Origin of the sequence: Micromonospora sp. NPDC051227, assembly GCF_044455385.1 — a bacterium.
Lineage (GTDB): Bacteria > Actinomycetota > Actinomycetes > Mycobacteriales > Micromonosporaceae > Micromonospora.
On sequence record NZ_JBITET010000008.1, the window covers coordinates 279965 to 305448 of the forward strand.

Annotated in this window: 19 protein-coding genes and 1 pseudogene; 11 read left to right on the forward strand and 9 right to left on the reverse strand. The window is 71.6% G+C overall.

From position 1 onward, the window contains the following. Positions 1-60 precede the first annotated feature (60 nt). Both ACIA47_RS21460 and ACIA47_RS21465 read right to left on the reverse strand, forming a co-directional pair. Entirely contained in the window at positions 61-726 is a 666-nt protein-coding gene (locus ACIA47_RS21460; RefSeq protein ID WP_396710104.1) for a class F sortase, read from the reverse strand. 299 nt (positions 727-1025) lie between these two features. Next, positions 1026-1859, reverse strand: coding sequence for a hypothetical protein (locus ACIA47_RS21465; protein WP_396710156.1), 834 nt, complete (start codon positions 1857-1859; stop codon positions 1026-1028). A gap of 130 nt (positions 1860-1989) precedes the next feature. Here ACIA47_RS21465 and trmB point away from each other — a divergent pair, with 130 nt between their 5' ends. The 4 genes from trmB to ACIA47_RS21485 all read left to right on the forward strand — a co-directional run bounded on the left by trmB (position 1990) and on the right by ACIA47_RS21485 (position 7309). After that, the gene (gene trmB, locus ACIA47_RS21470; protein WP_396710106.1) at positions 1990-2697 is read left to right on the forward strand and encodes a tRNA (guanosine(46)-N7)-methyltransferase TrmB; all 708 of its coding nucleotides are present in this window, start codon (positions 1990-1992) and stop codon (positions 2695-2697) included. 112 nt (positions 2698-2809) lie between these two features. Beyond that, positions 2810-5323, forward strand: coding sequence for an RNA helicase (locus ACIA47_RS21475; RefSeq protein WP_112584661.1), 2514 nt, complete (start codon positions 2810-2812; stop codon positions 5321-5323). Positions 5324-5479: 156 nt separating this feature from the next. Then, positions 5480-6124 (forward strand): hypothetical protein, encoded by a 645-nt coding sequence (locus ACIA47_RS21480; RefSeq protein ID WP_396710109.1) that lies wholly within the window; start codon positions 5480-5482, stop codon positions 6122-6124. A 291-nt stretch (positions 6125-6415) separates the two neighbouring features. Then, positions 6416-7309, forward strand: coding sequence for a hypothetical protein (locus ACIA47_RS21485; RefSeq protein WP_396710111.1), 894 nt, complete (start codon positions 6416-6418; stop codon positions 7307-7309). Positions 7310-7451: 142 nt separating this feature from the next. On the opposite strand, the gene ACIA47_RS21490 is transcribed toward ACIA47_RS21485, so the two are convergent. The 5 genes and pseudogenes from ACIA47_RS21490 to ACIA47_RS21510 form a co-directional block, all read right to left on the reverse strand. Beyond that, entirely contained in the window at positions 7452-8399 is a 948-nt protein-coding gene (locus ACIA47_RS21490) for an ABC transporter substrate-binding protein (protein WP_396710113.1), read from the reverse strand. A gap of 248 nt (positions 8400-8647) precedes the next feature. Beyond that, positions 8648-9418, reverse strand: a pseudogene (locus tag ACIA47_RS21495) (ABC transporter ATP-binding protein); the annotation flags it as partial. A 19-nt stretch (positions 9419-9437) separates the two neighbouring features. Then, positions 9438-10511: a FecCD family ABC transporter permease gene (locus ACIA47_RS21500; RefSeq protein ID WP_396710115.1), complete on the reverse strand. Its 1074-nt coding sequence runs from the start codon at positions 10509-10511 to the stop codon at positions 9438-9440. A gap of 95 nt (positions 10512-10606) precedes the next feature. Next, a complete protein-coding gene (locus tag ACIA47_RS21505; protein ID WP_396710117.1) occupies positions 10607-11653 on the reverse strand; it encodes a FecCD family ABC transporter permease in 1047 nt (348 codons plus the stop codon). A 60-nt stretch (positions 11654-11713) separates the two neighbouring features. Next, complete coding sequence (locus ACIA47_RS21510; RefSeq protein WP_396710119.1) at positions 11714-13342, reverse strand: multicopper oxidase family protein; 1629 nt, start codon at positions 13340-13342, stop codon at positions 11714-11716. 11 nt (positions 13343-13353) lie between these two features. On the opposite strand from ACIA47_RS21510, the gene ACIA47_RS21515 reads away from it, so the two are divergent. Continuing rightward, positions 13354-13713, forward strand: coding sequence for a YciI family protein (locus tag ACIA47_RS21515; protein WP_091402189.1), 360 nt, complete (start codon positions 13354-13356; stop codon positions 13711-13713). A 9-nt stretch (positions 13714-13722) separates the two neighbouring features. On the opposite strand, the gene ACIA47_RS21520 is transcribed toward ACIA47_RS21515, so the two are convergent. Next, entirely contained in the window at positions 13723-14115 is a 393-nt protein-coding gene (locus ACIA47_RS21520; RefSeq protein ID WP_396710121.1) for a cytidine deaminase, read from the reverse strand. A gap of 143 nt (positions 14116-14258) precedes the next feature. Here ACIA47_RS21520 and hrpA point away from each other — a divergent pair, with 143 nt between their 5' ends. Further along, the gene (gene hrpA / locus ACIA47_RS21525) at positions 14259-18323 is read left to right on the forward strand and encodes an ATP-dependent RNA helicase HrpA (protein WP_396710123.1); all 4065 of its coding nucleotides are present in this window, start codon (positions 14259-14261) and stop codon (positions 18321-18323) included. Between the two features lie 75 nt (positions 18324-18398). Here the strand turns inward: hrpA and ACIA47_RS21530 are convergent, their stop codons facing one another. Continuing rightward, positions 18399-19331 (reverse strand): LysR family transcriptional regulator, encoded by a 933-nt coding sequence (locus tag ACIA47_RS21530; RefSeq protein WP_396710125.1) that lies wholly within the window; start codon positions 19329-19331, stop codon positions 18399-18401. Positions 19332-19366: 35 nt separating this feature from the next. Between ACIA47_RS21530 and ACIA47_RS21535 the strand changes: the two genes are divergently transcribed. The 5 genes from ACIA47_RS21535 to ACIA47_RS21555 all read left to right on the forward strand — a co-directional run bounded on the left by ACIA47_RS21535 (position 19367) and on the right by ACIA47_RS21555 (position 25465). Further along, positions 19367-20098 carry a succinate dehydrogenase cytochrome b subunit gene (locus tag ACIA47_RS21535; RefSeq protein ID WP_357187463.1) on the forward strand — a complete coding sequence of 244 codons (732 nt, stop codon included), beginning with the start codon at positions 19367-19369 and terminating at the stop codon, positions 20096-20098. Between the two features lies 1 nt (position 20099). Continuing rightward, a complete protein-coding gene (locus ACIA47_RS21540; RefSeq protein ID WP_203122977.1) occupies positions 20100-22037 on the forward strand; it encodes a fumarate reductase/succinate dehydrogenase flavoprotein subunit in 1938 nt (645 codons plus the stop codon). After that, entirely contained in the window at positions 22034-22798 is a 765-nt protein-coding gene (locus ACIA47_RS21545) for a succinate dehydrogenase/fumarate reductase iron-sulfur subunit (RefSeq protein ID WP_282307401.1), read from the forward strand. Before ACIA47_RS21540 ends, ACIA47_RS21545 begins: the two co-directional genes overlap by 4 nt. A gap of 539 nt (positions 22799-23337) precedes the next feature. Next, entirely contained in the window at positions 23338-24522 is a 1185-nt protein-coding gene (locus ACIA47_RS21550) for a zinc-dependent alcohol dehydrogenase (RefSeq protein ID WP_396710158.1), read from the forward strand. A gap of 13 nt (positions 24523-24535) precedes the next feature. Beyond that, complete coding sequence (locus ACIA47_RS21555) at positions 24536-25465, forward strand: SDR family NAD(P)-dependent oxidoreductase (protein WP_396710128.1); 930 nt, start codon at positions 24536-24538, stop codon at positions 25463-25465. The last annotated feature ends 19 nt before the right edge of the window (positions 25466-25484 follow it).

The window sequence follows — 25484 nt, forward strand, 5'->3', positions numbered from 1 at the left end:
CGACCGGACAGGCCGACGACCAGGCGGGCGGACGGCCCCGCCAGCCCGGCCGGGTCGGCCTCAGGACTTGCGGGACGACTGGAGGGTGGCGAAGGCGATGACGTTGTCGGCGTAGCCGGTACGGCCGCCGATGAACTGCCCACCGCAGGTGATCAACCGCAGCCCGGGTGGCCCGTCGTGGCCGTAGATCCGCTCGGCGGGCAGCTGGTCCTTCGGGAAGTGTTCGACGGTGTCGACCCGGAACACCACCACCGACTCGTCCGCCCGGGCCACCTCGATCAGGTCGCCGGGGTGCAGCTTGCCCAGGTCGTAGAAGACCGACGGGCCGGTCTTCGTGTCCACGTGCCCGACGATCACCGCAGGGCCAGGCTCACCGGGGGTGGGACCCCGGTCGTACCAGCCGGTTTCGTTGTGCCGTTCCAACGGCGGTACGGCGATCGAGCCGTCCCGCGCCTGCCCGACGGGCGCCACCGGCGCGGTCACCTTGATCGCCGGCACCGAGAGGCGCACCGGGCGACTGGCCGACAACCCGACCGACTCACTGCGGGCCGGCCGGTCGCCGCCGGTCGGGGCCAGGTCGAACGGGCCGACCGAACGGGCCAGCCCGGCTCCGGTGGCGAAGACCCCTGCCAACACCAACACCACTGCCAACGGTACGGACCAGGGGCTGCGACCGGAGGGACGACTACGCCGGGGGGCAACGACGGTCGGTGGCCGCGCGGCCACCGACGGGCGGTCGGGATCCGGCGGGCGGTGGGGCTTCGGCGGGCGGTGGGGCTTCGGCGGACGGTGGGGCTTTGGCGGACGGTCGGAGCCCGGCCAACCGTCATCCAAGGGCAGCCGGACGTCATCGGGCGGCGAGGCGGGGCGACCGGCGAACGGCTGGCGGGCAGCGTCCGGCGGCGAGGCGGGACGACCGGCGAACGGCTGGCGGGCAGCGTCCGGCGGCGAGGCGGGACGGCCAGCCGCCGGCGGGCGTGAACCGGCCGGCGGCGGCGTGGGGCGGAAGATCTCCATGACGGGCCTCAGCGACGCGCGGCGGCTCGGGGGCGGCGCAGCGCCATCACGGCGAGGACCAGCCCGGTGATGATCAGTGCCGCACCGCCGGGCAGCAGCAGTTTGCCGGTCATCCCGCCGGTGCTCCCACCGAACCCGGTTGCCGGACCCCGACTCGGCTGGTTGGGGATCTTCTTGACGACCTGAAGCATTGTCGAGGCGGTCTCGCCGTCGCGGCACTCCAGCTTGACCCGGTAGTTGCCGGGGCGGGTGCGCTCGCGGACCATCGGCGCGGCGGTGAGCACCCCGCCCTGCGGCTGCACGCCGACCGCCCCGAAGGCGTCGGAGACCACTGTGGCGCCCACCGAGTTGTCCCGACAACTGGCCCGGATGCCGACCAGGTAACCGGGCTGCACCGTGCTGGGGCTCACCTCGACGAAGATGTCCATCGCCGAAGTCGGTTGGGGCGCTCCGCCGGGCAGCCCTTCGGGCTGCGGCGCGGGCGCGACAGCAACAGCCTGCTCGGGCGCGACAGCAACGGCCCACTCGGGCGCGGGCGCGACGGCAACAGCCTGCGCGGGCGCGGGCGCGACCGCAACAGCCCACTCGGGCGCGGGCGCGACGGCAACAGCCTGCTCGGGCGCGGGCGGGACGACAGCAGCCTGCTCGGGCACGGCAGGAACGGCAGCAGGCTGCTCGGGCACGGCAAAGACGGCGACGGCAGACTGGGACGCAAGCGCAACGGCGGCAGGCTCAGGCGCGGCGAGAGCGGGCGTGGCGAGGGCGGGCGCTGCGGCCAGCAGGGGGCCGGCCAGCACGGTCACCAGCGACAGGGTCACGACGCCGCGGGTCACTCTCACGATGCCCCCTCTCGACGCCGTGCGGCCGGGTCGGGCGGTGGAGCACCCGACCTGCCGTACCAGTTGGATCCTCTCATTTCCGGTCGCACATCACATCCGATCCGCCGGCGGCGTCGCGTACGCTCGGGTCGCTGTGACCGCCACCGACCATGACCCCGCCGTCCCGCCCGCGAGCCGGACGATCCGCACGTTCCACCCCCGCCGGGGTCGGATGAGCGACCGGCAGACCGACGCGCTGAGCCGGCTCTGGCCCGCGTACGGCCTGGATGTGCCGGACGGACCTGCGCTGCCCGTCGACCTGGCCGACCTGTTCGGTCGCCGGGCGCCCGTGGTGCTCGAGATCGGCTCGGGCATGGGCGACAGCACCGCTGCGATGGCTACCGCCGACCCGGATCGAGATTATCTGGCGGTCGAGGTGCACACGCCGGGAATCGCCAACCTGCTCGACCTGGTGGAGCGTGGTGGCCTGCGCAACGTACGGGTGGCGCAGGGTGACGCGTTGTCCCTGGTCAGCGGCTTGCCCGAGGGCGTGCTGGACGCCGTGCACGTCTTCTTCCCGGACCCGTGGCCGAAGTCCCGCCACCACAAGCGGCGGCTCATCCAGCCGGCGCACGTGGCGCTGCTGCGGTCCCGGCTGCGCTCCGGCGGCACGCTGCACTGCGCGACCGACTGGGCCGAGTACGCGGACGTGATGCGGGAGACCCTCGACGCGGACCCGGAGCTGGTGGACGCGTACGGCGGCTTCGCGCCGCGGCCGGCGCACCGACCGGTGACGAAGTTCGAGCGGCGAGCAATCAGGGCCGGTCGGCCGGTCGCCGACCTGCTGTACCGCCGACGGTGACCGCCGAAACGCCCGAACCGGCACGGGGCGGCGCGTTCGGGACGCCCGGACGGGGGTCCGGTGCAGGCCGGGTTGGCGTACCGGGGCATGATCCAGGCACCATGGACAGGCTATGACGCTCACCGCCGCGCTGCCGACAAGCGCCGACCCCGACACCCTCTTCGACGCGTTCGCCGGCTGGGCGAAGGAGCGCGGCCTCGACCTCTACCCCCATCAGGAAGAGGCGGTCATCGAGATCGTCTCCGGTGCCAACCTGATCATGAACACGCCCACCGGCTCGGGTAAGAGCCTGGTGGCGATCGCCGCGCACTTCGCGGCCCTCGCCGACAGCCGGACGACCTTCTACACCGCGCCGATCAAGGCCCTGGTGTCGGAGAAGTTCTTCGCGCTCTGCGAGGTCTTCGGCGCCGAGAACGTCGGCATGCTCACCGGCGACGCCAGCGTCAACGCCGACGCCCCGATCATCTGCTGCACCGCGGAGATCCTGGCGAACCTGGCGCTGCGCGAGGGCACGAAGGCCGACGTCGGTCAGGTGATCATGGACGAGTTCCACTTCTACGCCGAGCCCGACCGGGGCTGGGCGTGGCAGGTGCCGATCATCGAGCTGCCGCAGGCCCAGTTCATCCTGATGTCCGCCACCCTGGGGGACACCACCCGCTTCGTCGACGACCTGACCCGGCGCACCGGGCGGCCCACCGCCGTCGTGCGGACGGCGGAGCGGCCGGTCCCGCTCATCTTCTCGTACGCGATGACGCCGCTGCACGAGACGCTTGAGGAGCTGCTGGAAACCAAGCAGGCCCCGGTGTACGTGGTGCACTTCACCCAGGCCGCCGCGCTGGAACGCGCTCAGGCTCTGACCAGCGTCAACGTCTGCACCCGCGCCGAGAAGGACATGATCGCCGAGGCGATCGGTGGTTTCCGGTTCACCGCCGGCTTCGGCAAGACGCTGTCCCGGCTGGTCCGGCACGGCATCGGCGTGCACCACGCCGGCATGCTGCCCAAGTACCGCCGCCTGGTGGAGACCCTCGCCCAGGCCGGCCTGCTCAAGGTCATCTGCGGCACCGACACCCTCGGCGTCGGCATCAACGTGCCGATCCGGACCGTGCTGTTCACCGGCCTGTCCAAGTACGACGGGGTCCGTACCCGGCTGCTCAAGAACCGGGAGTTCCACCAGATCGCCGGGCGGGCCGGGCGGGCCGGTTACGACACCATCGGCCGGGTCGTGGTGCAGGCCCCGGAGCACGTCATCGACAACGAGAAGGCCCTCGCCAAGGCCGGCGACGACCCGAAGAAGCGGCGCAAGGTGGTCCGCAAGAAGCCGCCGGAGGGCTCGATCGGCTGGGGCCAGCCCACCTTCGACCGACTCGTCGACGCCGAGCCGGAACCACTGACCTCCAGCTTCCAGGTCAGCCACTCGATGCTGCTCAACGTCATCGGTCGGCCCGGGGACGCGTTCACCGCGATGCGGCACCTGCTGACCGACAACCATGAGGAGCCCGCCGCGCAGCGCCGGCACATCCGCCGCGCGATCGCCATCTACCGGGCCCTGCGTGCCGGAGGCGTCGTCGAGGAGCTGCCCGAGCCGGACGAGACCGGCCGGCGGATCCGGCTCACCGTCGACCTCCAGCTCGACTTCGCCCTCAACCAGCCACTCTCCCCCCTCGCGCTGGCCACCATCGAGCTGCTCGACGCCGAGTCCCCGTCGTACGCGCTCGACGTGCTGAGCGTGATCGAGTCGATCCTCGACGACCCGCGGCAGATCCTCTCCGCGCAGCAGTTCAAGGCGCGCGGCGAGGCGGTCGCCGCCATGAAGGCCGAGGGCATCGAGTACGAGGCGCGCCTCGAACTGCTCGACGAGGTGACCCACCCGAAGCCCCTGGCCGAGCTGCTGGAGGCCGCGTACGAGATGTACCGGCAGGGGCACCCCTGGGTCGCCGACCACCAGCTCTCCCCCAAGGCCGTCGTCCGCGACATGTACGAGCGGGCCATGACCTTCACCGAGTACGTGCAGTTCTACGGGCTGACCCGCTCGGAAGGTCTCGTCCTGCGCTACCTGGCCGACGCGTACAAGACGCTGCGCCAGACCGTGCCCGAGGACGCCAAGACCGAGGAGCTGATCGACCTCATCGAGTGGTTGGGCGAGCTGGTCCGCCAGGTCGACTCCAGTCTCATCGACGAGTGGGAGCGGCTGCGCAACCCGTCCGACGTCGCCGAGGTGGCCCAGGCGCACGCCGCCCTGACCGATCGGCCACCGGCGGTGACCCGCAACGCGCGAGCCTTCCGGGTGCTGGTGCGCAACGCGTTGTTCCGACGCGTCGAGTTGGCCGCGCTACGCCGCTGGGACCTGCTCGCCGAATTGGACGCCGAGGACGGCTGGGACTACGACGCGTGGGCCGACGCGCTGGCGCCGTACTTCGAGGCGTACGACTCGATCGGGGTCGGGCCGGACGCCCGCGGTCCGGCGCTGCTCATGATCGAGCAGGGCCGGGAGCGGTGGACCGTACGGCAGATCTTCGACGACCCGGACGGCGACCACGACTGGGGCATCAGCGCCGAGATCGACCTGGTGGCCTCGGACGAGGTCGGCGCGGCGGTCGTGCGGATCACCGACGTCGGCCAGCTCTAGCGAGCGTCTCGACAGGGGGTCGTCCGAACGCCGGACGGCCCCCTTTGTCGCGTCTTCCGCACCCCTTCTTTGGCTGGGCGATGTCAGACCCGTCGATTAGAATGTATGTACTAATCGAGTTCCTGACCTGCAGGATTACGATCCGGGAGGACGCCCGTGACCGCGCCCGCCTCCACGCCCCTCACCCCCTACGCGACACTGCTCGGTTTCACCCGCTACGTCGACCGCACCGGCCCCACCAAGGCGACCTTCGTCGGCGGGCTGCGCAAGCAGCGCGCCAGCCGGTCCGGCTTCAACCCGCACGGCCAGTTCGTCAAGGCGCTCAAGGCCGACATCGCCTTCCACACCGGCGGCACCCACCTGGCCGGGGTGGCCGACATGGTCAAGCCACGATGGCGCCCGCTCTACCAGGCGCTCGTCCCCGGCGCCACGACCTGGTTGCGCTCGCTCGGCGAGCCGACCGCCGTCGATCTCGCCCAGACCCGCGACGCCCTCGCCATGCTCGGCGACCTGCCCGTCAAGATCAACCCCCACTTCGGGGTACGCCACGCCGACGGCCGCGCAGAAGCGGTCCGCCTGCACTTCGACGAGGCCCCACCGAGCGAGGAATCGGTGCTCGCCACCCTGCACCTGATGGCCCGACACATGGACGCGGTGCTCCCACACGCCGAACCGGTCCTGGTCGACGTCCGCCGCGGCCTGGCCCACCGCATGCCCACCGACGCCAAGCCCGACCAGATCGAACGATGGCTCTCCGGCGAGGCCGCCGCCTTCCGCGCCATCTGGTCCACCGCCGCCTAACCCACGCCGCCTGACACAGGCCGCCGCCCGAGCACCTGCCGCCGTTGACCGGTCTGGCTTGTCGCTTGGGCGGTGGTCTGCTGGTCGCGCCAGCCCCGACCGCGTCCAGCCTGAGCTGCCCCCCCGCGCTCTAACCGCCCAAGATCCGCGCAACTTCGGGGATGCTGCTGTCTCGCGCCGCGAGAAGGCAGCAAGAACACCGAAGTTGCGCGGATCTTGGCGTTCCGGCCCTGGTTCAGGGTTATCCACAGGGGCTGCGGGCGAATGCGAACGCCGGTCATGGTGTCTGTCATGCCTGTTTCCCCACGACGGCCGGCGAGCCTGCAGGGACGCGTCTTTCGCGGCTCCCGCGTCGTTGCCCAGGGCCTGTTGACCCGGACGGAGCTGCGCAGCAGGGCGTGGCGTCCGCTGTTCCGGGATGTCTACGCCGATGCCCGGCTGGCGGTCACCCACCGCACTCGTTGTGCCGCCGCGGCACGGTGGGTTCTGCCAGCGGGTGCAGCGATCGCTGGTCGCAGTGCGGCGGCGCTGTACGGCGCGGCGTCGGTCGCCGACCATGAGCCCATCGATGTGCTCGTGCCCGCTGGCACGCGGTTCGGTCCGGTCTCGGGGCTCGTCGTGCACACCGGTGCGATCGCCGCGACCGACGTCGCGGTCCGTCAGGGCATCCCGCTGACCACGCCGACGCGCACCTGTTGGGACCTGGCCCAGTGGCTGCCGACGGAGGACGCCGTCGCCGTCGTGGATCGCCTCGCCAACCAACGGCTGGTGGCGCTCCCTCGACTACGCGCGGACTCCCGAACATGGATCGGCAACCGGGGTTGGAAGCGGATGGCGCGCGTGGCTGAGCTGGCCGACGCGGGCGCGGAGTCGATCCCAGAGTCCCGGCTCCGCGTGCGGATAGTGCTCGCCGGGGTGCCGGCGCCCGTGACGCAGTTCGTGGTCGAGCGCGATGGGAAGTTCGTGGCCCGTCTCGATCTGGCGTGGCCGCACCTCAAGGTCGCCGTCGAGTACGACGGGTTGTGGCACGACGACCCCGAGCAGTTCCACCGAGACCGACGCCGCCTCAACCGACTGCTCGGTGAGGACTGGATCGTCCTGCACGTCACCGCGAAGCGGTTCCGCGAGGACTTCGACGGCTTCCTCGCCGAACTCCGTCAAGCCCTCCGCGCCCGCTCCCGCTGACTCGCCTCGGGCCCAAACCCAGACGCTCCAAGATCCGCGCAACTTCAGGGATTCTGCTGCCTCAACAGCTCACGAGGCAGCAGTTTCCCCGAACTTGCGCGGATCTTGAGGCGGGTGCGCGGGGTGCGCGGGCGGGGGCTTGTCAGGCGGCGGGGAGGTACTTGGCCAGGTCGTCGAGGATCTTGTTGGCGGCGCCGACGCCGATGCCGGTCATCCAGACCTCGTCGGAGACGGGGTACGCCTTGCCGGCCTTTACCGCGCCGAGGCCCTTCCACAGCGTCCCGCCGGCGACCTTGGTCTGCTCGGCGGCGGCCTTGTCGCCGTACGCGGTCACGAAGATGACGTCACCGTCAACCTCGTTGATCCGCTCGGGGCTGACCAGGTCGAAGCGCTTGTCCTCCTTGTTGGCGAGCAGCTGCCGCTCGGGGCGGCCCAGGCCGGTGTCCCCGATGACGATGCCGGAGAACGAGTCCGGCCCGTACACCCGGATGTTGCCGGGCAGGAACCGCACGATGGACACCTTGCGCGCGGCGGCGTCGCCGAGCGTCGCGCCGAAGTCCTTGGCCCGCTTCTCGTACGTGGCGAGCAGATCCCTGGCCTGCTGCTCGCGGCCGAGCGCCTTGCCGTCGAGGAGGAGGTTGTCCTTCCAGGTGATGCCCACCTTGTCGGTGAACACGGTCGGCGCGATGGCGGCCAGCTCGTCGTAGAACTTCTCCTGGCGGAACTTGCTGCCGAGGATGAGGTCCGGCTTCAGCGCGTTGATCGCCTCCAGGTCGGGCTCGGTGAGCACCCCGACCTCCTTGATGCCGGTGAGCTTGTCCGCGCCGAAGTACGTGGGCCAGCTCTTCGCCTCACCGGCGGTGGCCGCGCCGACGGGCGTGATGCCCAACGAGAGCGCCGTATCGATCTTGTCGGTGTCGAGCACGACGACGCGCTTGGGCTCGGCCGGGACCTTTGTGGTGCCCATGGCGTGGGTGATCTCCCGGGTGTCCCCGGTGGTGGAGCCGGCGACCGGGTCGCTCTCACCGCAGGCGGTGAGGCCGGCACCGAGAGCGACGGCCGCGGCGAGAGCTGCGACGAGACGACGCATCAGAGTCCTTTCGAGGGGTGCGAGCCGGCGAGCGGGTTGACCGCGCCGCCGGGGGCGGGTCGGGCGTCCGGTACGGACGCCGTCGACGAATCGGGGTCCTTCTCGCCAGCGGACGCGGCGGCCGGGTCACCAGCGCCAGCGGACGCGGCGGCCGGGTCACCAGCGCCAGCGGACGCGGCGGCCGGGTCACCAGCGCCACCTGACGGAGCGACCAGGCCGCCCGACGCGGCAGCCGGAGCGTTGCCACCGGTGTACGCGGGCACCACCAGCGGTGCGCCGGTCACCGGGCAGGGCACGACCACGCAGGCCAGCCCGAAGACATCGCGGACCAGGTCGGCGGTGAGGATCTCCCGGGGCGGTCCGGCGGCCACCACGGCGCCGGCGCGCATGGCGACCAGGTGGTCGGCGTAGCGGGCGGCCAGGTTCAGGTCGTGCAGCACGGCGACCACGGTGCGGCCCCGCTCGGAGCGCAGCCGGTGCAGGAGGTCCAGCACCTCCACCTGGTGGGCCAGGTCGAGGAACGTGGTGGGCTCGTCCAGCAGCAGGGCGTCGGTGTCCTGGGCGAGGGTCATGGCGATCCACACCCGTTGCCGCTGACCGCCGGAGAGGCTGTCCACCGGCCGGTCGGCCAGGTCGGTCACGTCGGCCAGGGCCATCGCCTGGTCCACCGCCGCGCCGTCCTCCGCCGACCACTGCCGCCACCACCGCTGGTAGGGCTGTCGGCCGCGTCCGACCAGGTCCGCCACCGTGACGCCCTCGGGCACCAGCGGGCTCTGCGGCAGGACGCCGAGGCGGCGGGCGACCTCCCGGGTCGGCAGGTCGCGGATCGCGGTGCCGTCCAGCAGCACTGTGCCTCGGCGGGGGGTGAGCAGCCGGGCCATCGTGCGCAGCAGGGTGGACTTGCCGCACGCGTTGGGTCCGACGATCACGGTGAACGCATCGGTCGGCAGGTCCAGGTCGAGCCCGTCGAGCACGGTCCGGTCGTCGTAGCCGGCGACCAGGTCGCGGGTGGAGAGCATCACAGGACTCCTTGAGGCGTCACGACGACCGCCGCCGACCACGCAGCAGCAGGAAGATCAGGTACGGGCCGCCGATCGCGGCCGTCAGCACCCCGGCGGGCAGTTGGGTGGGTGCGAACAACCGCCGGCCGGCCAGGTCGGCCAGCACCAGCAGGAGGGCGCCGAGCAGGGCCGCGCAGACCAGTGGCGGTCGTTCGGCGCGTACCAGCCGTCGGGCCACCTGCGGGGCGACCAGCGCCACGAAGTCGACGGCGCCGACCTGGGCGGTGACCATCGCGGCGACGAGTACGCCGGTGCCGGCGAGGCCGATCCGGCGGGCCACCGGGCGCAGCCCGACGCCCCGGGCGGTGTCGTCGTCGAGGGCGGTGCTGTTCAGCGCCCAGCCGGCCCAGGCCAGCACCGGCAGCAGCACCAGCAGGGTGCCGGCGATCCAGGCGGCCTCCGTCCAGCCCTTGCCGGCCAGGGTGCCTATCAGCCAGATCTGCGCGCGCAGCCCGTCGATCGGGTCGGCGGTGAGCATGACCACCTCGGTGAGCGCCCGGAAGCCGAACGCGACCGCCACCCCGGCGAGCACGAACCGCTGCGCCGCCAGCCCGTGCCGGGCACCGAGAGCGAACAGCAGCACCGCCGCGAGCAGCCCGCCCACCAGCGCGGTGGGCGCCACCAGCACCGCGGCCATTCCGCTGGTCAGGGCCACGGTGGCGGCGAGACCGGCACCCTGGGTGATGCCGATGACGTCCGGGCTGGCGAGCGGGTTGCGGGCCACGCTCTGGATCAGCGTGCCGGCCACGCCGAAGGCCGCGCCGGCCACGGCCGCCAGCACGACCCGCGGCAGCCGAAGATCAAAGACCACGAGGTCGTACGGGGTGCCGGCTCCGGAGAGGGCACGCAGCACGTCGGCCGGGGCGACGTAGGGGGTGCCCAGCGAGAGGCTGAGCACGACGGCCAGCAGGAGCAGCACGGTCAGCGCGGCGGCCACCAGGACCGCCCGACAGCGGATCAGCAGGCTGACCGGCCCGATCCGCAGCAGCGACCGCCCGGGCAGCCGAGCACCGTCGGCACCAGGCGAGCCGACGGCCGCGACGGTCGACAAGCCAGCGGGCCCAGCCGAGCCAGCGGGCCCAGCCGAGCCTGCCGGGCCCGGCAGGCCGGGTGGGTCAGCGGGGCCCAGTGGGCGGCGGGTGGTGGTCACGCGGTCACCACCCGGGCGCGGCGGACCAGCACGGCCAGCAGCGGCGCACCGATCAGCGCGGTGACGATCCCGGCCGGGATCTCACCCGGCGGGGCGACGAGCCGACCGACGATGTCGGCGGCGAGCAGCAGCGCCGGCCCGAGCAGGGCGGAGACGGCGAGGGTCCAGCGGTGGTCCGCGCCGACCAGGGCGCGCGCCAGGTGCGGCACGGCCAGCCCGACGAACGCGACAGGTCCGGCAGCGGCCACCGCGGCACCGGTCAGCAGCACGGCGGCGAGGCCACCGCCGAGGCGGACCAGGCCGATCCGGTGGCCGAGACCACGGGCCACGTCGTCGCCGAGGGCCAGCGCGTCCAGGCCGCGGGCCACCAGGGAGGCCAGCACCAACCCGACGAGGACGAACGGCAGCACCTGCGCGGCGACCGACAGGTCCCGGCCGGCGAGCCCGCCGACCACCCAGAAGCGGTATTCCTCGAAGGTGCGGGCGTCGATGCTGAGCAGCGCGTACACCCCGGAGGCCAGGCTGGCGTCGAGCGCCGCGCCGACCAACGCGAGGGTGACCGGGCTGGCGCCCTCGCGGGCGCGGGTGGCGATGGCGAAGACCAGCAGGCCGGCGATCAGGGCTCCGGCGATGCCGAACCAGACGTACCCGGCGAGCGTGCCGACGCCGAAGACGGAGATCGCGAGGACCACCCCGAACGACGCGCCCGCGCTGATGCCGAGGATGCGCGGCTCGGCCAGGGGGTTGCGGGTGAGCGCCTGGAACAGCACCCCCGCCACGGCGAGCGCGAGCCCGACCGCGAGGCCGAGCGCGGTCCGGGGCATCCGCAGCTCACGGACGATGGTGCTGGCGTCGCCGCCGTCCGGCGCGACGAGGGCGTGCCAGACCTGGTCGACGCCGAGTTGTCGGCTGCCGAGCGCGAAGCTGGCCAGCACGGTGAGCAGCAGCACCAGCGCGGCCCCGACGGTGACGGCCACCCGGCGGCCGGTGCGGGTGCCGGACCGGTTGCGGGCCGGGGTCGGCCGGGTGGCGAGGGTGGTCACGAATCTCCTGCACGTTAATGCTTAGGTTCGCCTAACCTTAGCCGAGCTGCGGAAAGGGGCCTAACCGGCGCCTGTCGATGCCGTCCCGGGTTCCACGGCCCGCCCCGGCGAGCCGCCGTCTCCGGCCGCCGCGCCGCCGCGCGGTAGGACGTTCAGCGGCCGCATCATCTCGTTGTCCTCGTGTTCCAGCAGGTGGCAGTGCCAGGCGTACCGGCCCGGCAGGTCGAAGTGCGCCTTGATCCGAGTCACCTCCCACGGGTACGCGAGCACCGTGTCCAGCCACCCCCGGTCCCCCGGGCCCGGCAACGACCGGCCCGAGCGTCCCCGGCCGAGCAGCTCGAACTGGACCTGGTGCAGGTGCACCGGATGCACGTGCCGGGTGAAGTTGCGCACCTCCCACACCTCGGTTTCGCCGAGGATGGGCTGCTCGGTCACCGGGTCGCTCCAGCGCAACGGCAGGCCCCGGCCCCGCTCGTCGAGGACGCCCAGCAGCATGATCATCGACCCGCCGGACCTCCGCTCGTTGAGCGACAACCGGCGTACCCGCTGGGCCGCTCCGAGCCGAGGGTGGGACGGCAGCCGTAGCTGCTCCGGTGGGACGCTCGGGTCCGCGCCGGTCGCGTCGGTGACCACGAACCGCAGCACCTGCCCGGTGGTCTGCGGGTCGGCCGGCGGGAAGTCCACCCCGGGGCGACCGCCGCCGTACATCCCGTCCGGCCCTTCGTTCACGAGGTACAGCTCGGTGCCGGCCGGAACGTCGGTGAAGTCGACGATCGCGTCGACCCGCTGGGCGGGGCCGAGTGACACGCGTTCGTGCGGCACCGGCTCGGGCAGGAAACCGCCGTCACTGCCGATCTGCCAGACCGGCAGCACCGGTCGGGCCGGCCGCGCCGTGGCGTTCGCGGCCACGCTGAGCAGCAGGAATCGGCTGTTGCAGCCGTTGAGCAGCCGAAACCGGTAACGCCGACGCTGGACGGTCAATGTGGGCCAGGTGCGGCCGTTGACCACGATGGTCGAGCCGGAGAACCCGGGCACCCAGGTCGGCGGCCCGTCGCCGCTGGCGGAGTACCGCTCCGGATAGTGAAGGTCGCCGTCGGCGGTGAAGCTGCGATCCTGGATCATCAGCGGGATGTCGTGGTACGAGCTGTTCGGCGGGTCATCGCGGGTCGACGCCGGGCCGGGCAACACTCCCTCCGGCAACTCGTCCCCACCACCGAGCAGGTAGAACCCGGCGGGCCCGGCGTAGACGTTCTCCCGGGTGAGTCCGAGCGCGTGGTCGTGGTACCAGAGGGTGCAAGGTCGCTGGTCGTTCGCGTACTCGAAGGTGGCCGAGCCCGGCGCCCAGCGCAGGCCGGACCGCTCGGCGAACCGGGACCGGAACTCGCGGTACGCGCTGCCGGTCACGGCGAAGCCCGGGGGCAGGTCCCGGGCCACCGGCAGGTACCACGCCTCGGAGTGCCCATCGCTCTCCTGGGAGCTGTGCGCGCCGTGCAGATGCACCACCTGGGGCACCGGCCCGCGATACCCCTGCGGGCTGCCGTCCCACTGCCCATGACGGTCCCGGTACTCGATGCCACCCGCCGGGTTGGCCCAGTGCACTGTGGGGTCCACCGGCAGCAGGTGCGGCAGGTAGCCGCCCCAGGACGGACATATAGCAGATGACACCCAGAAGAGAAAGATTCGCGCCATAGGGTGTGGGCATGCGATTCGACCAGCACACGGTCGTCCTGCTGACCCGCCCGTCGGATCCGCCGGAGCTGCCGCAGGACGCGATCGACCGGTTGCGGGACGCGCACCTGGCCCACCAGGCGGGCCTCGTGCAGCAGGGGCTGGTGCTCGCGGCCGGCCCGTTCCTGCACCCCGACGACGAGCAGCTGAGGGGTTTCGTGGTGCTGTCCATCGCCCCGGACGAGGCCCGCGCGCTGTTCGCCAACGACCCCGCCGTGCGGGCCGGTCGCCTGGTCGCGCGGGTCACGTCGTGGCTGCTTCCGGAGGGCACCCTGCGGTTCGAGAGCGTGCCGGTGCCGCAGTCGATGCTGGAGGCGGCCTCCGGGGACTGACGTGCCCCCTCAGCCGGCCGAACCGCTGCCGGCCTCCGCCGGCAGCTCACCGAGCGGGACCACCCGCAGGGCGTCCATCGGGCCGAGGACCACCCGCAGCTCCGGGACGTAATCCCGCAGCACCTGCTGGCACCGGTCACAGGGCGCGACGACCTCGCGGCCACGGTCGGCGACCGTGACGATCGTCTCCAGCGCGGTGACGCCCTGGGTGGCGGCGGTGCCGATCACGACAAGTTCGGCGCAGGCCCCTCCGGTGGAGTGCTGGACGTTCACGCCGGTGAAGACCCGACCGTCCGCGGTCCGGGCCGCCGACGCGACAGTGTGGTGCTGGCTGCGGCAGCGCAGCTTGGAGACCGCCGTGGCGGCCTGCACCAACGCGCGGTCGGTGTCGCGCATCTCCATCCGGCTCCCCCAGCGCTCGACGTCGGCCGCCAACTCTAGGGCCCGCTCCTGGCCGTCAAGGGACCGGAGGTGGCCGTCGGGGAGCCGGCCGCTCGGTAACCCAGGGGCGGTGCGCCGCCGGGCTGCCTATCCTTGGGCACGACATGCAGAATCCAACCGCCTCCGTCGCGTCCGACCCCGTTCGCGAGCTGCACCGCCGCCTCACACCTCTGATGTTCCGCGACCAGCGCCGGCTCCAGCGGCGACTGGACGGTGCCCGCAAGCTGCGCGACCCGCAGCGTCGGGAGGCGGCGCTGACCGAGATCACCGCCGACCTGGTCCGGGCCGAGCAGCGGCTCGCCGCCCGGCAGGCGGCGGTACCCGTGATCACGTACCCGGTGGGTCTGCCGGTCAGTGAGCGCAAGGACGACATCGCCGCTGCCATCCGCGATCACCAGGTGGTGATCGTGGCGGGCGAGACCGGCTCCGGCAAGACCACCCAGATCCCCAAGATCTGTCTGGAGTTGGGGCGCGGGGTGCACGGCCTGATCGGGCACACCCAGCCCCGGCGGTTGGCCGCCCGGACGGTGGCCGACCGGATCGCCGACGAGCTGGGCACCGAGTTGGGCGACGTGGTCGGCTACAAGGTGCGCTTCACCGACCAGGTCAGCGAGCGCAGCCTGGTGAAGCTGATGACCGACGGCATCCTGCTGGCCGAGTTGCAGACCGACCGGATGCTGCGCCAGTACGACACGCTGATCATCGACGAGGCGCACGAGCGCAGCCTCAACATCGACTTCATCCTCGGGTACCTGCGGGAGCTGCTGCCCCGACGACCCGACCTCAAGGTGATCATCACCTCGGCGACCATCGAGACCGACCGGTTCGCCAGGCACTTCGTCGGGCCACCCACTGCCGACGAGCCGGAGGGCGTGCCCGCGCCGGTGGTCGAGGTCTCCGGGCGTACCTACCCGGTGGAGGTGCGCTACCGGCCCCTCGTCGAGCTCGCCGAGGGCGAGGAGGACGGCGACGGCGACGAGGAGACCGTCCGCGACCAGATCCAGGCGATCGGCGACGCCGTCGAGGAGTTGGCCGCCGAGGGCCCCGGCGACATCCTGGTCTTCCTCAGCGGTGAGCGGGAGATCCGGGACACCGCCGACGCGCTGGGCAAGCTGGTGCAGAAGAAGCGAACGCTACTCGGCACCGAGATCCTGCCGCTGTACGCGCGGCTGTCCTCCGCCGAGCAGCACCGGGTCTTCGCCGCGCACTCCTCGCGCCGGGTGGTGCTCGCCACCAACGTCGCGGAGACCTCGCTGACCGTGCCCGGCATCAAGTACGTGGTGGACCCGGGCACCGCCCGCATCTCCCGCTACTCCAGTCGACTCAAGGTGCAGCGGCTGCCGATCGAGCCGATCTCCCAGGCGTCGGCCAACCAGCGCAAGGGCCGCTGTGGCCGTACCTCGGACGGCATCTGCATCCGCCTCTACGACGAGCAGGACTTCGGATCCCGGCCCGAGTTCACGGACCCGGAGATCCTGCGGACCAACCTGGCGTCGGTCATCCTCCAGATGACCGCGATCGGGCTCGGCGACCTCGCCGCGTTCCCGTTCATCGACCCACCGGACAAGCGCAACATCACCGACGGCGTGAACCTGCTGCACGAGCTGGGCGCGTTGGACCCGACCGAGGCCGACCCGGCGAAGCGGCTCACCGCGCTCGGCCGGCGGCTGGCCCAGTTGCCGGTCGACCCCCGCCTGGCCCGGATGGTGGTCGAGGGCGAACGCAACGGCTGCGCCACCGAGGTGCTGGTGATCGCCGCCGCGCTCTCCATCCAGGACCCACGGGAGCGGCCGGCGGAGAAGCAGGCCCAGGCGGACCAGGCGCACGCCCGGTTCGCCGACAAGGAGTCGGACTTCGTCGCCTACCTCAACCTGTGGCGTTACCTGCGCGAGCAGCAGCGGGAGCTGTCCTCCAGCGCGTTCCGGCGGATGTGCAAGGCGGAGTACCTGAACTACCTGCGGATCCGCGAGTGGCAGGACATCGTCAGCCAACTGCGGCAGGTGCTGCGTACCCCGTCCGACGGCGACCGGCGTGGCGGGCGGCCGGCACGCGACAGCTCGGACGACGCGGACGCCGGCCGGGGCCGCCGGGGTGGCGCGGACCTGCCGGAGGAGATCGACACCCCGAAGGTGCACCAGTCGCTGCTGCCCGGCCTGTTGTCGCACATCGGCCTGAAGGACGCCCAGAAACACGAGTACCTGGGGGCGCGGGGCGCGAAGTTCGCGCTCTTTCCCGGGTCGGCGTTGTTCAAGAAGCCGCCGCGTTGGGTGATGGCCGCAGAGCTGGTGGAGACCTCCCGGCTGTGGGGGCGGATCGCCGGCCGGGTCGAACCGGAGTGGGTCGAGCCGCTGGCGCAGCACCTGGTCAAGCGCAGCTACAGCGAACCGCACTGGGAGAAGAAGCAGGCCGCGGTGATGGCCTACGAGAAGGTCACCCTGTACGGCGTCCCGCTGGTCAGCTCCCGCAAAGTCAACTTCGGGCGGATCGACCCGACGCTGAGCCGGGAGCTGTTCATCCGGCACGCCCTCGTCGAGGGCGACTGGCAGACCCACCACCAGTTCTGGGCGGACAACAAGCGGCTGCTCGCCGAGATCGAGGAGTTGGAGAGCCGGGCCCGACGCCGGGACATCCTGGTCGACGACGAGACCATCTTCGGCTTCTACGACCAGCGGATCCCGGCCGACGTGTCCTCCGGCCGGCACTTCGACAGCTGGTGGAAGAAGACCCGCCGCGAGCAACCCGAGCTGCTCACCTTCACCCGCGACCTGCTGGTCAACGACGGCCGACCGGGAGTGGACGAGGACGACTACCCGGACGAGTGGCGGGCCGACGGGGTGAGCCTTCCGCTGACCTACCGGTTCGAGCCGGGCACGCCGGACGACGGCGTCACGGTGGACATCCCGCTGCCCCTGCTCAACCAGGTGCCGGCGGAGACCTTCGACTGGCAGGTGCCGGGGCTGCGCGAGGAGACGGTGATCGCGCTGATCCGCTCGCTGCCCAAGGCGATCCGCCGCAACTTCGTCCCGGTGCCGGACTACGCCCGGGCCGCCCTGGCGGCGATCACCCCCGGCGAGGAGTCGCTGCTGGACGCGCTCACCCGGCAGCTGCGCCGGATGACCGGGGTGACAGTGCCCCGCGACGCCTGGGAGCCGGGCAAGCTCCCGGCGCACCTGCGGGTGACCTTCCGGGTCCTCGGCGACGACGAGAAGCCGGTCGCCGAGGGCAAGGACCTGCCGGCCCTGCAACGCCAACTCCGCCAGGAGGTACGCCAGGTGGTGGCGGCCGCCGCACCGGAGGTGGCCCGCACCGGGCTGCGCGAGTGGAGTATCGGCGCGCTGCCCCGGACCATCGAGCAGGTCCGCGCCGGTTACGCGGTGACCGCGTACCCGGCGCTGGTCGACGAGGGCGCCACGGTCGGGGTGAAGGTGTTCGACTCCCCCGCCGAGGCGGAGGCGGCGCACTGGGCCGGCACCCGTCGGCTGCTGCGGCTCACAGTGCCGTCCCCTGCCCGGTTCCTCCAGGGGCGGCTGGACAACGAGGCGAAGCTGGCGCTGAGCCGCAACCCGCACGGCGGCGTCCAGGAGTTGATCGAGGACGCGGCGGGCGCGGCCATCGACCGCCTGATCGGTGTGGCCGGCGGGCCGGCGTGGGACGCCGACGGGTTCGCGGCGCTGCGCGAGAAGGTGCGCGCCGACCTGGTCGACACTGTCGTCGAGGTGATGGACCGGGTCCGCAAGGTCCTCGCCGCCGCGTACGCCGTCGAACAGCGGCTTGGCGCGACCCGCAACCTCGCCGTGGTGGCGGCGCTGGCCGACATCCGCAGCCAGCTCGCCGGGCTGGTGCACGCCGGTTTCATCACCGAGACCGGGTACGCGCGCCTGCCCGACCTGCTGCGCTACCTCACCGCCATCGAGCGTCGGCTGGAGCGGCTGGGCGGCAACCCGCAGCGGGACCGCCAGCAGCAGGAGCGGATCGCTGTGGTGCAGAAGGAGTACGCGGACCTGCTCGCCAACCTGTCGCCGGCCCGCCGCCAGGAGACTGCCGTCCGGCAGATCCGCTGGATGATCGAGGAGCTGCGGGTGAACGTCTTCGCTCAGGCGTTGGGCACCCCGTACCCCGTCTCCGAACAGCGGATCTACCGGGCGATGGACGACGCCGAGGGCCGCTGAGCCGACGGCCGGGCCGCTGCCGACCTCTTCGCGGCGGCGGCCCCGTCCGGCCTCTTCGCGGCGGCGGGCCCCGGGTCAGGTCAGTGGCTCGACGCCCGGGGGCAGTTCGCCGAGGTCGATCGCCGACTGGATGTAGTCGAGCAGAATGCGCCGAAGCTCCCGACCGGCGTGGGTGGGTACGACGTCGCGCCGACGGGCCACCGCGATGGTCCGCCGCACCCCGGGCGGGGCGAGGGGGGTGATCCGCACGCCCGGCCGGCGAGCCAGCACGATGCCGGGCACGAGAGCGATGCCGAGCCCCGCCTCGACGAAGCTGAGCACCGCGTCCATCTCGCCGCCGTCCACAGCGAAGGTGGGTTCGAAGCCCGCCTCCCGACACGCCTGGATGGTCGCGTCGCGCAGGTCGTACCCCTCCCGGAACATCACCATCGGCTGATCCCGCAGGTCGGTGATGCGCAGCTCCCCGGTCAGCGACGCGGTGGGCACCTCCCCCACCGAGGCCACCACCAGGCTCTCGCGCAGGATCGGGTCGACCCGCAGCCCCGGGTCGGCCCCCTGCGCCGGCATGATGATGAGGGCCAGGTCGAGGTCGCCGCGGAGCAGATCGCGGACCAGGTCCTGCGAACCGCCCTCTTCGACGCGCAGGTCGACGGTGGGGTGCGCGTCGCGGAAGCGGCGCAGCACCGGCGGGGCGAGCGAGGTGGCCAGACTGGGGGTGGCACCGAGCCGGACCCGGCCCCGGCGCAGCCCCACCAACTCCTGGACCTCCCGGGTCGCGGTCTCCACGTCGGCGAGGATCCGGGTGGCCAACGGCAGCAGCACCTCACCCGCCGCGGTGAGTGCGATGTTGCCCCTTAGCCGCTCGAACAGTGGTGCTCCGAGGTCGGCCTCCAGAGCGTGAATTTGCTTACTGAGAGAAGGCTGAGTGATGCCCACGAGGTCGGCGGCTTGGGTGAAATGTCGTACTTCGGCCACCGCCACGAAGTACCGGAGCTGATGGAGCTGCATCTACATAGCCTACGGCTATCAACACTGCGAGTTTGATGCATTGGACGACTGATCGAAGTGCTCCTAGCGTCGGTCCTGTGGTAATCACGAAAACTCGGTCGCCCATCCGCTCGAACGTCGGCCTCAAGGCCGTCATGGCGGTGACGGGCATCCTGCTGGCGCTGTTCCTCATCGCCCACATGCTCGGCAACCTGAAGGTGTTCACGGGGGAGACCTCGTTCGACCACTACGCGCACTGGCTGCGCGACATCGGCAAGCCACTGCTGCCCGGCGTCTGGTTCCTGTGGATCCTGCGCACCGTGCTGGTGGTGGCGGTCGTCGCCCACATCGTGGCCGCCACCGTGCTGGCCCGGCGGGCCCGTGCCGCCCGCCCGGTCAAGTACGCCCACCGTAAGAAGGTCAACGGCAGCTACGCGGCCCGCACGATGCGCTGGGGTGGAGTGATCATCCTGCTCTTCGTGATCTACCACCTGCTGGACCTGACCACCGGCACGCTGAACCCGGTTGGGGACGAGAGCAAGCCGTACGGCAACGTCGTCGCCGACTTCGCCCCGGAGCGCTGGTACGTCACGCTCTTCTACACGCTGGCCATCCTCGCGGTGGGCTTCCACCTGCGTCACGGCGCGTTCAGCGCGTTCCGCAGCCTCGGCCAGCAGACGCCCCGCGGCGAGCGCAGGGCACGTACCGCGGCTCTGATCTTCGCCGTGCTGCTCTGCGCCGGGTACCTGGTGGTCCCGTTCGCCGTACTCACCGGATTGGTGTCCTGACATGGAACTCTTCACCGAGGGCGACCCGATCGCCGACACCAAGGCTCCCGCCGGCCCGGTCGAGAAGCGTTGGGAGACCCGGCGCTTCGAGGCCAAGCTGGTCAACCCCGCCAACCGCCGCAAGATGACGGTGATCGTGGTCGGCACCGGCCTGGCCGGCGGCTCGGCCGCCGCGACCCTGGCCGAGCAGGGCTACCACGTCAAGTCCTACTGCTACCAGGACAGCCCGCGGCGTGCGCACTCCATCGCGGCACAGGGCGGCATCAACGCGGCGAAGAACTACCGCAACGACGGCGACTCTGTGCACCGGCTCTTCTACGACACCGTCAAGGGTGGCGACTTCCGCTCCCGGGAGTCGAACGTGCACCGGCTCGCCGAGGTGTCGGTCAACATCATCGACCAGTGCGTCGCCCAGGGGGTGCCGTTCGCCCGCGAGTACGGCGGCCTGCTGGACACCCGCTCCTTCGGTGGCGCCCAGGTGCAGCGCACCTTCTACGCCCGGGGCCAGACGGGCCAGCAGCTGCTGCTCGGCGCGTACCAGGCCCTCGAACGGCAGATCGGCCTGGGCAACGTGGAGATGAACACCCGGCACGAGATGCTGGAGCTGGTCCTGGTGGACGACAAGGCCCGGGGCATCGTGGTCCGGGACATGGTCACCGGCGAGATCAGCACCGAGATGGCCGACGCCGTGGTGCTCGCCTCCGGCGGCTACGGCAACGTCTTCTATCTCTCCACCAACGCCAAGGGCTGCAACGTCACCGCCACCTGGCGCGCGCACCGCAAGGGCGCTTACTTCGCCAACCCCTGCTACACGCAGATCCACCCGACCTGCATCCCGGTCTCCGGCGACCACCAGTCGAAGCTGACCCTGATGAGTGAGTCGCTGCGCAACGACGGCCGGGTCTGGGTGCCGAAGACCAAGGGTGACGACCGCAGCCCGAAGGACATTCCGGAGGACGAGCGGGACTACTACCTGGAGCGGATCTACCCCTCCTTCGGCAACCTGGTTCCCCGCGACATCGCCTCCCGGGCCGCGAAGAACGTGTGCGACGAGGGTCGGGGCGTCGGGCCGACCAAGCTCGGCGTCTACCTCGACTTCGCCGACGCAATCGGCCGGCTGGGCCGCAAGGCCATCGAGGCCAAGTACGGCAACCTCTTCGAGATGTACGAGCGCATCACCGGCGAGGACCCGTACGAGGTGCCGATGCGCATCTACCCCGCCGTGCACTACACCATGGGCGGCCTGTGGGTCGACTACGACCTCCAGTCGAACATCCCCGGCCTGTTCGTGATCGGCGAGGCGAACTTCTCCGACCACGGCGCGAACCGGCTCGGCGCCTCGGCGCTGATGCAGGGCCTCGCCGACGGCTATTTCGTGCTGCCCACCACCATCGCCAACTACCTGGCCTCCGGCCCGCTGGAAAAGGTCGACGCCAGCCACCCGGCGGCGGTCGAGGCGCGTACCGACGTCGAGGACCGCGTCCAGCGGCTGCTCGCCGTCAACGGCGACCGGACCGTGGACTCGTTCCACCGGGAGCTGGGCCAGATCATGTGGGAACACTGCGGCATGGAGCGCAGCGAGGCCGGGCTGCGCAAGGCGATCGACGAGATCCGCGCCCTGCGCGAGCAGTTCTGGCAGCGGGTCAAGGTGTCCGGCACCGGCGAGGAACTCAACCAGTCGCTGGAGAAGGCCGGCCGGGTGGCCGACTTCTTCGAACTGGCCGAGCTGATGTGCATCGACGCCCTGCACCGCGAGGAGTCCTGCGGCGGCCACTTCCGGGCCGAGCACCAGACCCCCGACGGTGAGGCGCAGCGCGACGACGACCGGTTCGCGTACGTGGCGGCCTGGGAGTTCACCGCCGACGGCGAGCCCTCGGTGCTGCACAAGGAAGACCTGAAGTTCGAATACGTCCACCCCACGCAGCGGAGCTACAAGTGAACCTGACCCTGCGCATCTGGCGCCAGAAGGGCCCTGAGGACAAGGGTCGGATGGTGACCTACCCGGTCGACGACGTGTCCCCGGACATGTCGTTCCTGGAGATGCTCGACGTGCTCAACGAGCGGCTGATCCTCGCGGGCGAGGACCCGGTGGCGTTCGACCACGACTGCCGCGAGGGCATCTGCGGCATGTGCGGCCTGATGATCAACGGCGACGCGCACGGGCCGCAGCGCGGTACCACCGCGTGCCAGCTGCACATGCGGCAGTTCAAGGACGGCGAGACGATCGACATCGAGCCGTGGCGGGCCAGCGCCTTCCCGGTGGTCAAGGACCTGGTCGTCAACCGGAGCGCCTTCGACAAGATCATCGCGGCTGGCGGCTACGTCACCGCGCCGACCGGCAGCGCGCCCGAAGCCCACTCCACCCCGGTGGCCAAGGCCAACGCCGACGCCGCCTTCGAGTCGGCGGCCTGCATCGGCTGCGGCGCCTGCGTGGCGGCCTGCCCGAACGGTTCCGGCATGCTCTTCACCGCCGCCAAGCTCACCCAGCTCTCGCTGCTGCCGCAGGGCCAGCCCGAGCGCTACACCCGGGTGATCGGCATGGTCGACGCGCACGACGAGGCCGGCTTCGGCGGCTGCACCAACGCCGGCGAATGCACCCCGGCCTGCCCGAAGGGCATCCCGCTGAACACCATCGGCCGGCTCAACCGCGACTACCTCACGGCCACCGCCAAGGGAGCCAACAACACCCCCGGTTCCTGAGGTCCGCCGTACCGACCGCCGTATCCCGCTTTCCCAGGGGTACGGCGGTCTGGCTTTGGCTCTTTGGCTTTGGCTTTGGTTTGGTTGCGGTGGGAGCTGGGGCGACCGTCCCCGGCTCCGGGCGGTCAGGCTTGATCCCTCCGCCGGGGACGGTCGCCCCAGCCCTGACCCTGGTCACGGCTCGTCCGCACCACCGGCCCCCTCGCCTCGCCTCGCATGGCCACACCTCGCCTCGCCTCGCCTCACCGCGCCTCACCTCGCATCGCCGCGCCTGATCCACTCGGGTTTCAGGAAATCGGCCTGTTGCCGGGCGCCGGATACCGCGACTTCAAGGAACGCGAGTGGATCAACTCGATCTCGGCCGGACGAGCCGTACACCAGCGCGACAAAGACCGTCAAGGCGCACATATCGCCGCCGAAGCTGGGGACGGCCGCCCCCAGCCCTCCACCGCACCCACCCACGCCAGGGACAGGCGGCCGGTTCAAGTGCCCGAGCCCGGGTAGCAGTCTTGAGACGGCAGTGAGAAGGGATGAGGGACATGAAGGCGCTCACCTGGCAGGGCAAGCGAGACGTACGGGTCGAGGACGTCCCGGACCCTCGGATCGAGGAGCCGACCGATGCCATCGTGAAGATCACCTCGACCGCGATCTGCGGTTCCGACCTGCACCTCTACGAGGTGCTCGGACCGTACCTGAAGCCGGGTGACGTCCTGGGTCACGAGCCGATGGGCATCGTCGAGGAGGTCGGGTCGGAGGTGACGGGGCTCAAGCCGGGCGACCGGGTGGTGGTGCCGTTCAACATCGCCTGTGGCAGTTGCTGGATGTGTTCGCGCCAGCTCTACGCCCAGTGCGAGACCACCCAGGTCACCAGCGAGGGCAAGGGCGCGTCCCTGTTCGGCTACACGTCGCTCTATGGCTCGGTGCCGGGCGGGCAGGCCGAGTACCTGCGCGTACCGCAGGCCCACTTCGGGCCGATCAAGATCCCGCAGACCGGCGCCGACGAGCGCTACCTCTACCTGTCCGACATTCTGCCCACCGCCTGGCAGGCGGTGAAGTACGCGGACACCCCGCCGGGCGGCACCCTGGCCGTCTTCGGCCTGGGTCCGGTCGGGCAGTTCTGCGCGCGGATCGGCCGCCACCTCGGCGCGGGCCGGGTGATCGGGCTGGATCTGGTTCCCGAGCGGCTGGAGTTGGCCCGCCGGCACGGCATCGAGGTGCTCGACGTCAGCGAGTTGTCCGACGTGCCGGGCGCGCTGATCGACCTGGTCGACGGCCGCGGCCCGGACGCGGTGATCGACGCGGTCGGGATGGAGGCGCACGGTTCGCCGGCGGGGAAGTTGGCGCAGACCGCCGCCGGGCTGTTGCCGGACAAGCTGGCCCAGACGATGACGGACCGGGCGGGTGTGGACCGGCTGTCCGTCCTGCACGCCGCGCTCAAGGCGGTTCGCCGTGGCGGCACCGTGTCGCTCTCCGGGGTGTACGGCGGCGAGGCGGACCCGATGCCGATGATGGAGATGTTCGACCGTGGCATCCAGCTGCGGATGGGGCAGTGTCACGTGCGCCGGTGGACCGACGAGATCCTGCCGCTGCTCTCCGGCGACGACGACCCGCTGGGCGTGGAGGACCTGCGTACCCACCGGTTGCCGCTGGCCCGGGCGCCGCAGGCGTACGAGATGTTTCAGAAGAAGGAGGACGGCTGCATCAAGGTCGTGCTCGAACCATGAGTGCGAGAGTGCCGTGAGCCGGGTGGTCGTGATCGTTGGCGCGAGCAGCGGGATCGGCCGGGCGACCGCCCGGGCGTTCGCCGAGCGCGGCGACCGCCTGGTCCTCGCCGCTCGCGCCACCACGACCCTGGCCGAGGTACGCGCGGAGTGCGCCGACGTCGACGTGCTGACCGTGCCGACCGACGTGACCGAGCCGGACGCGCTGGACGCGCTCGCGGGCGAGGCGATCGACCGTTTCGGCCGCATCGACGTCTGGGTGCACACGGCGGCGGTGATGGCCTACGGTCGCTTCGACGAGTTGCCGGAACGGGTCTTCGACCAGGTGGTGCGGACCGACCTGCTCGGCGCCGCCGGCTCGGTGCGGGTGGCGCTGCGGCACTTCCGGGCCACCGGGGCCGGCACGGTGATCCTCACCGGTTCGGTGCTCGGGCACATCACCGCGCCGTACATGAGCGCGTACGTCGCAAGCAAGTGGGGGTTGCAGGGTCTGGTCCGGACGGTGCAGCAGGAGTTGCGCGACAGCCCGGAGATCCGGCTGTGTCTGGTCAACCCGGGCAGCGTGGACACACCGGTGTACCAGCAGGCGGCCAACTATCTGGGTCGGATCGGGCGACCTCCGCCGCCGGTCGCCGGCCCGCAGCGGGTGGCCCGGGCCATCGTGGACTGTGTTGACCGGCCGCGCCGGGAGGTGTCGGTCGGTCGGCTCAACGTGGTGCTGCGGGCCGGATTCACCGTGCTGCCGGGGGTCTACGACGTCCTCGTCGGGCCGTTGATGCGGGCGGCGGGCCTGAGTGGACGGTCGGTCGCCGCGCACGACGGCTCGGTCTTCGCCGCGAACCCGGCCGGCGAGGCGGTACGCGGCGGCCACCTGCCCGACCTGCGGCAACTCGTGTCCGGGCCGGTGGTTGCGGCGGGCGCCGCGCTGCGTCGACGGTTCGGTTGACCTGTTCGGGACTGTTCGG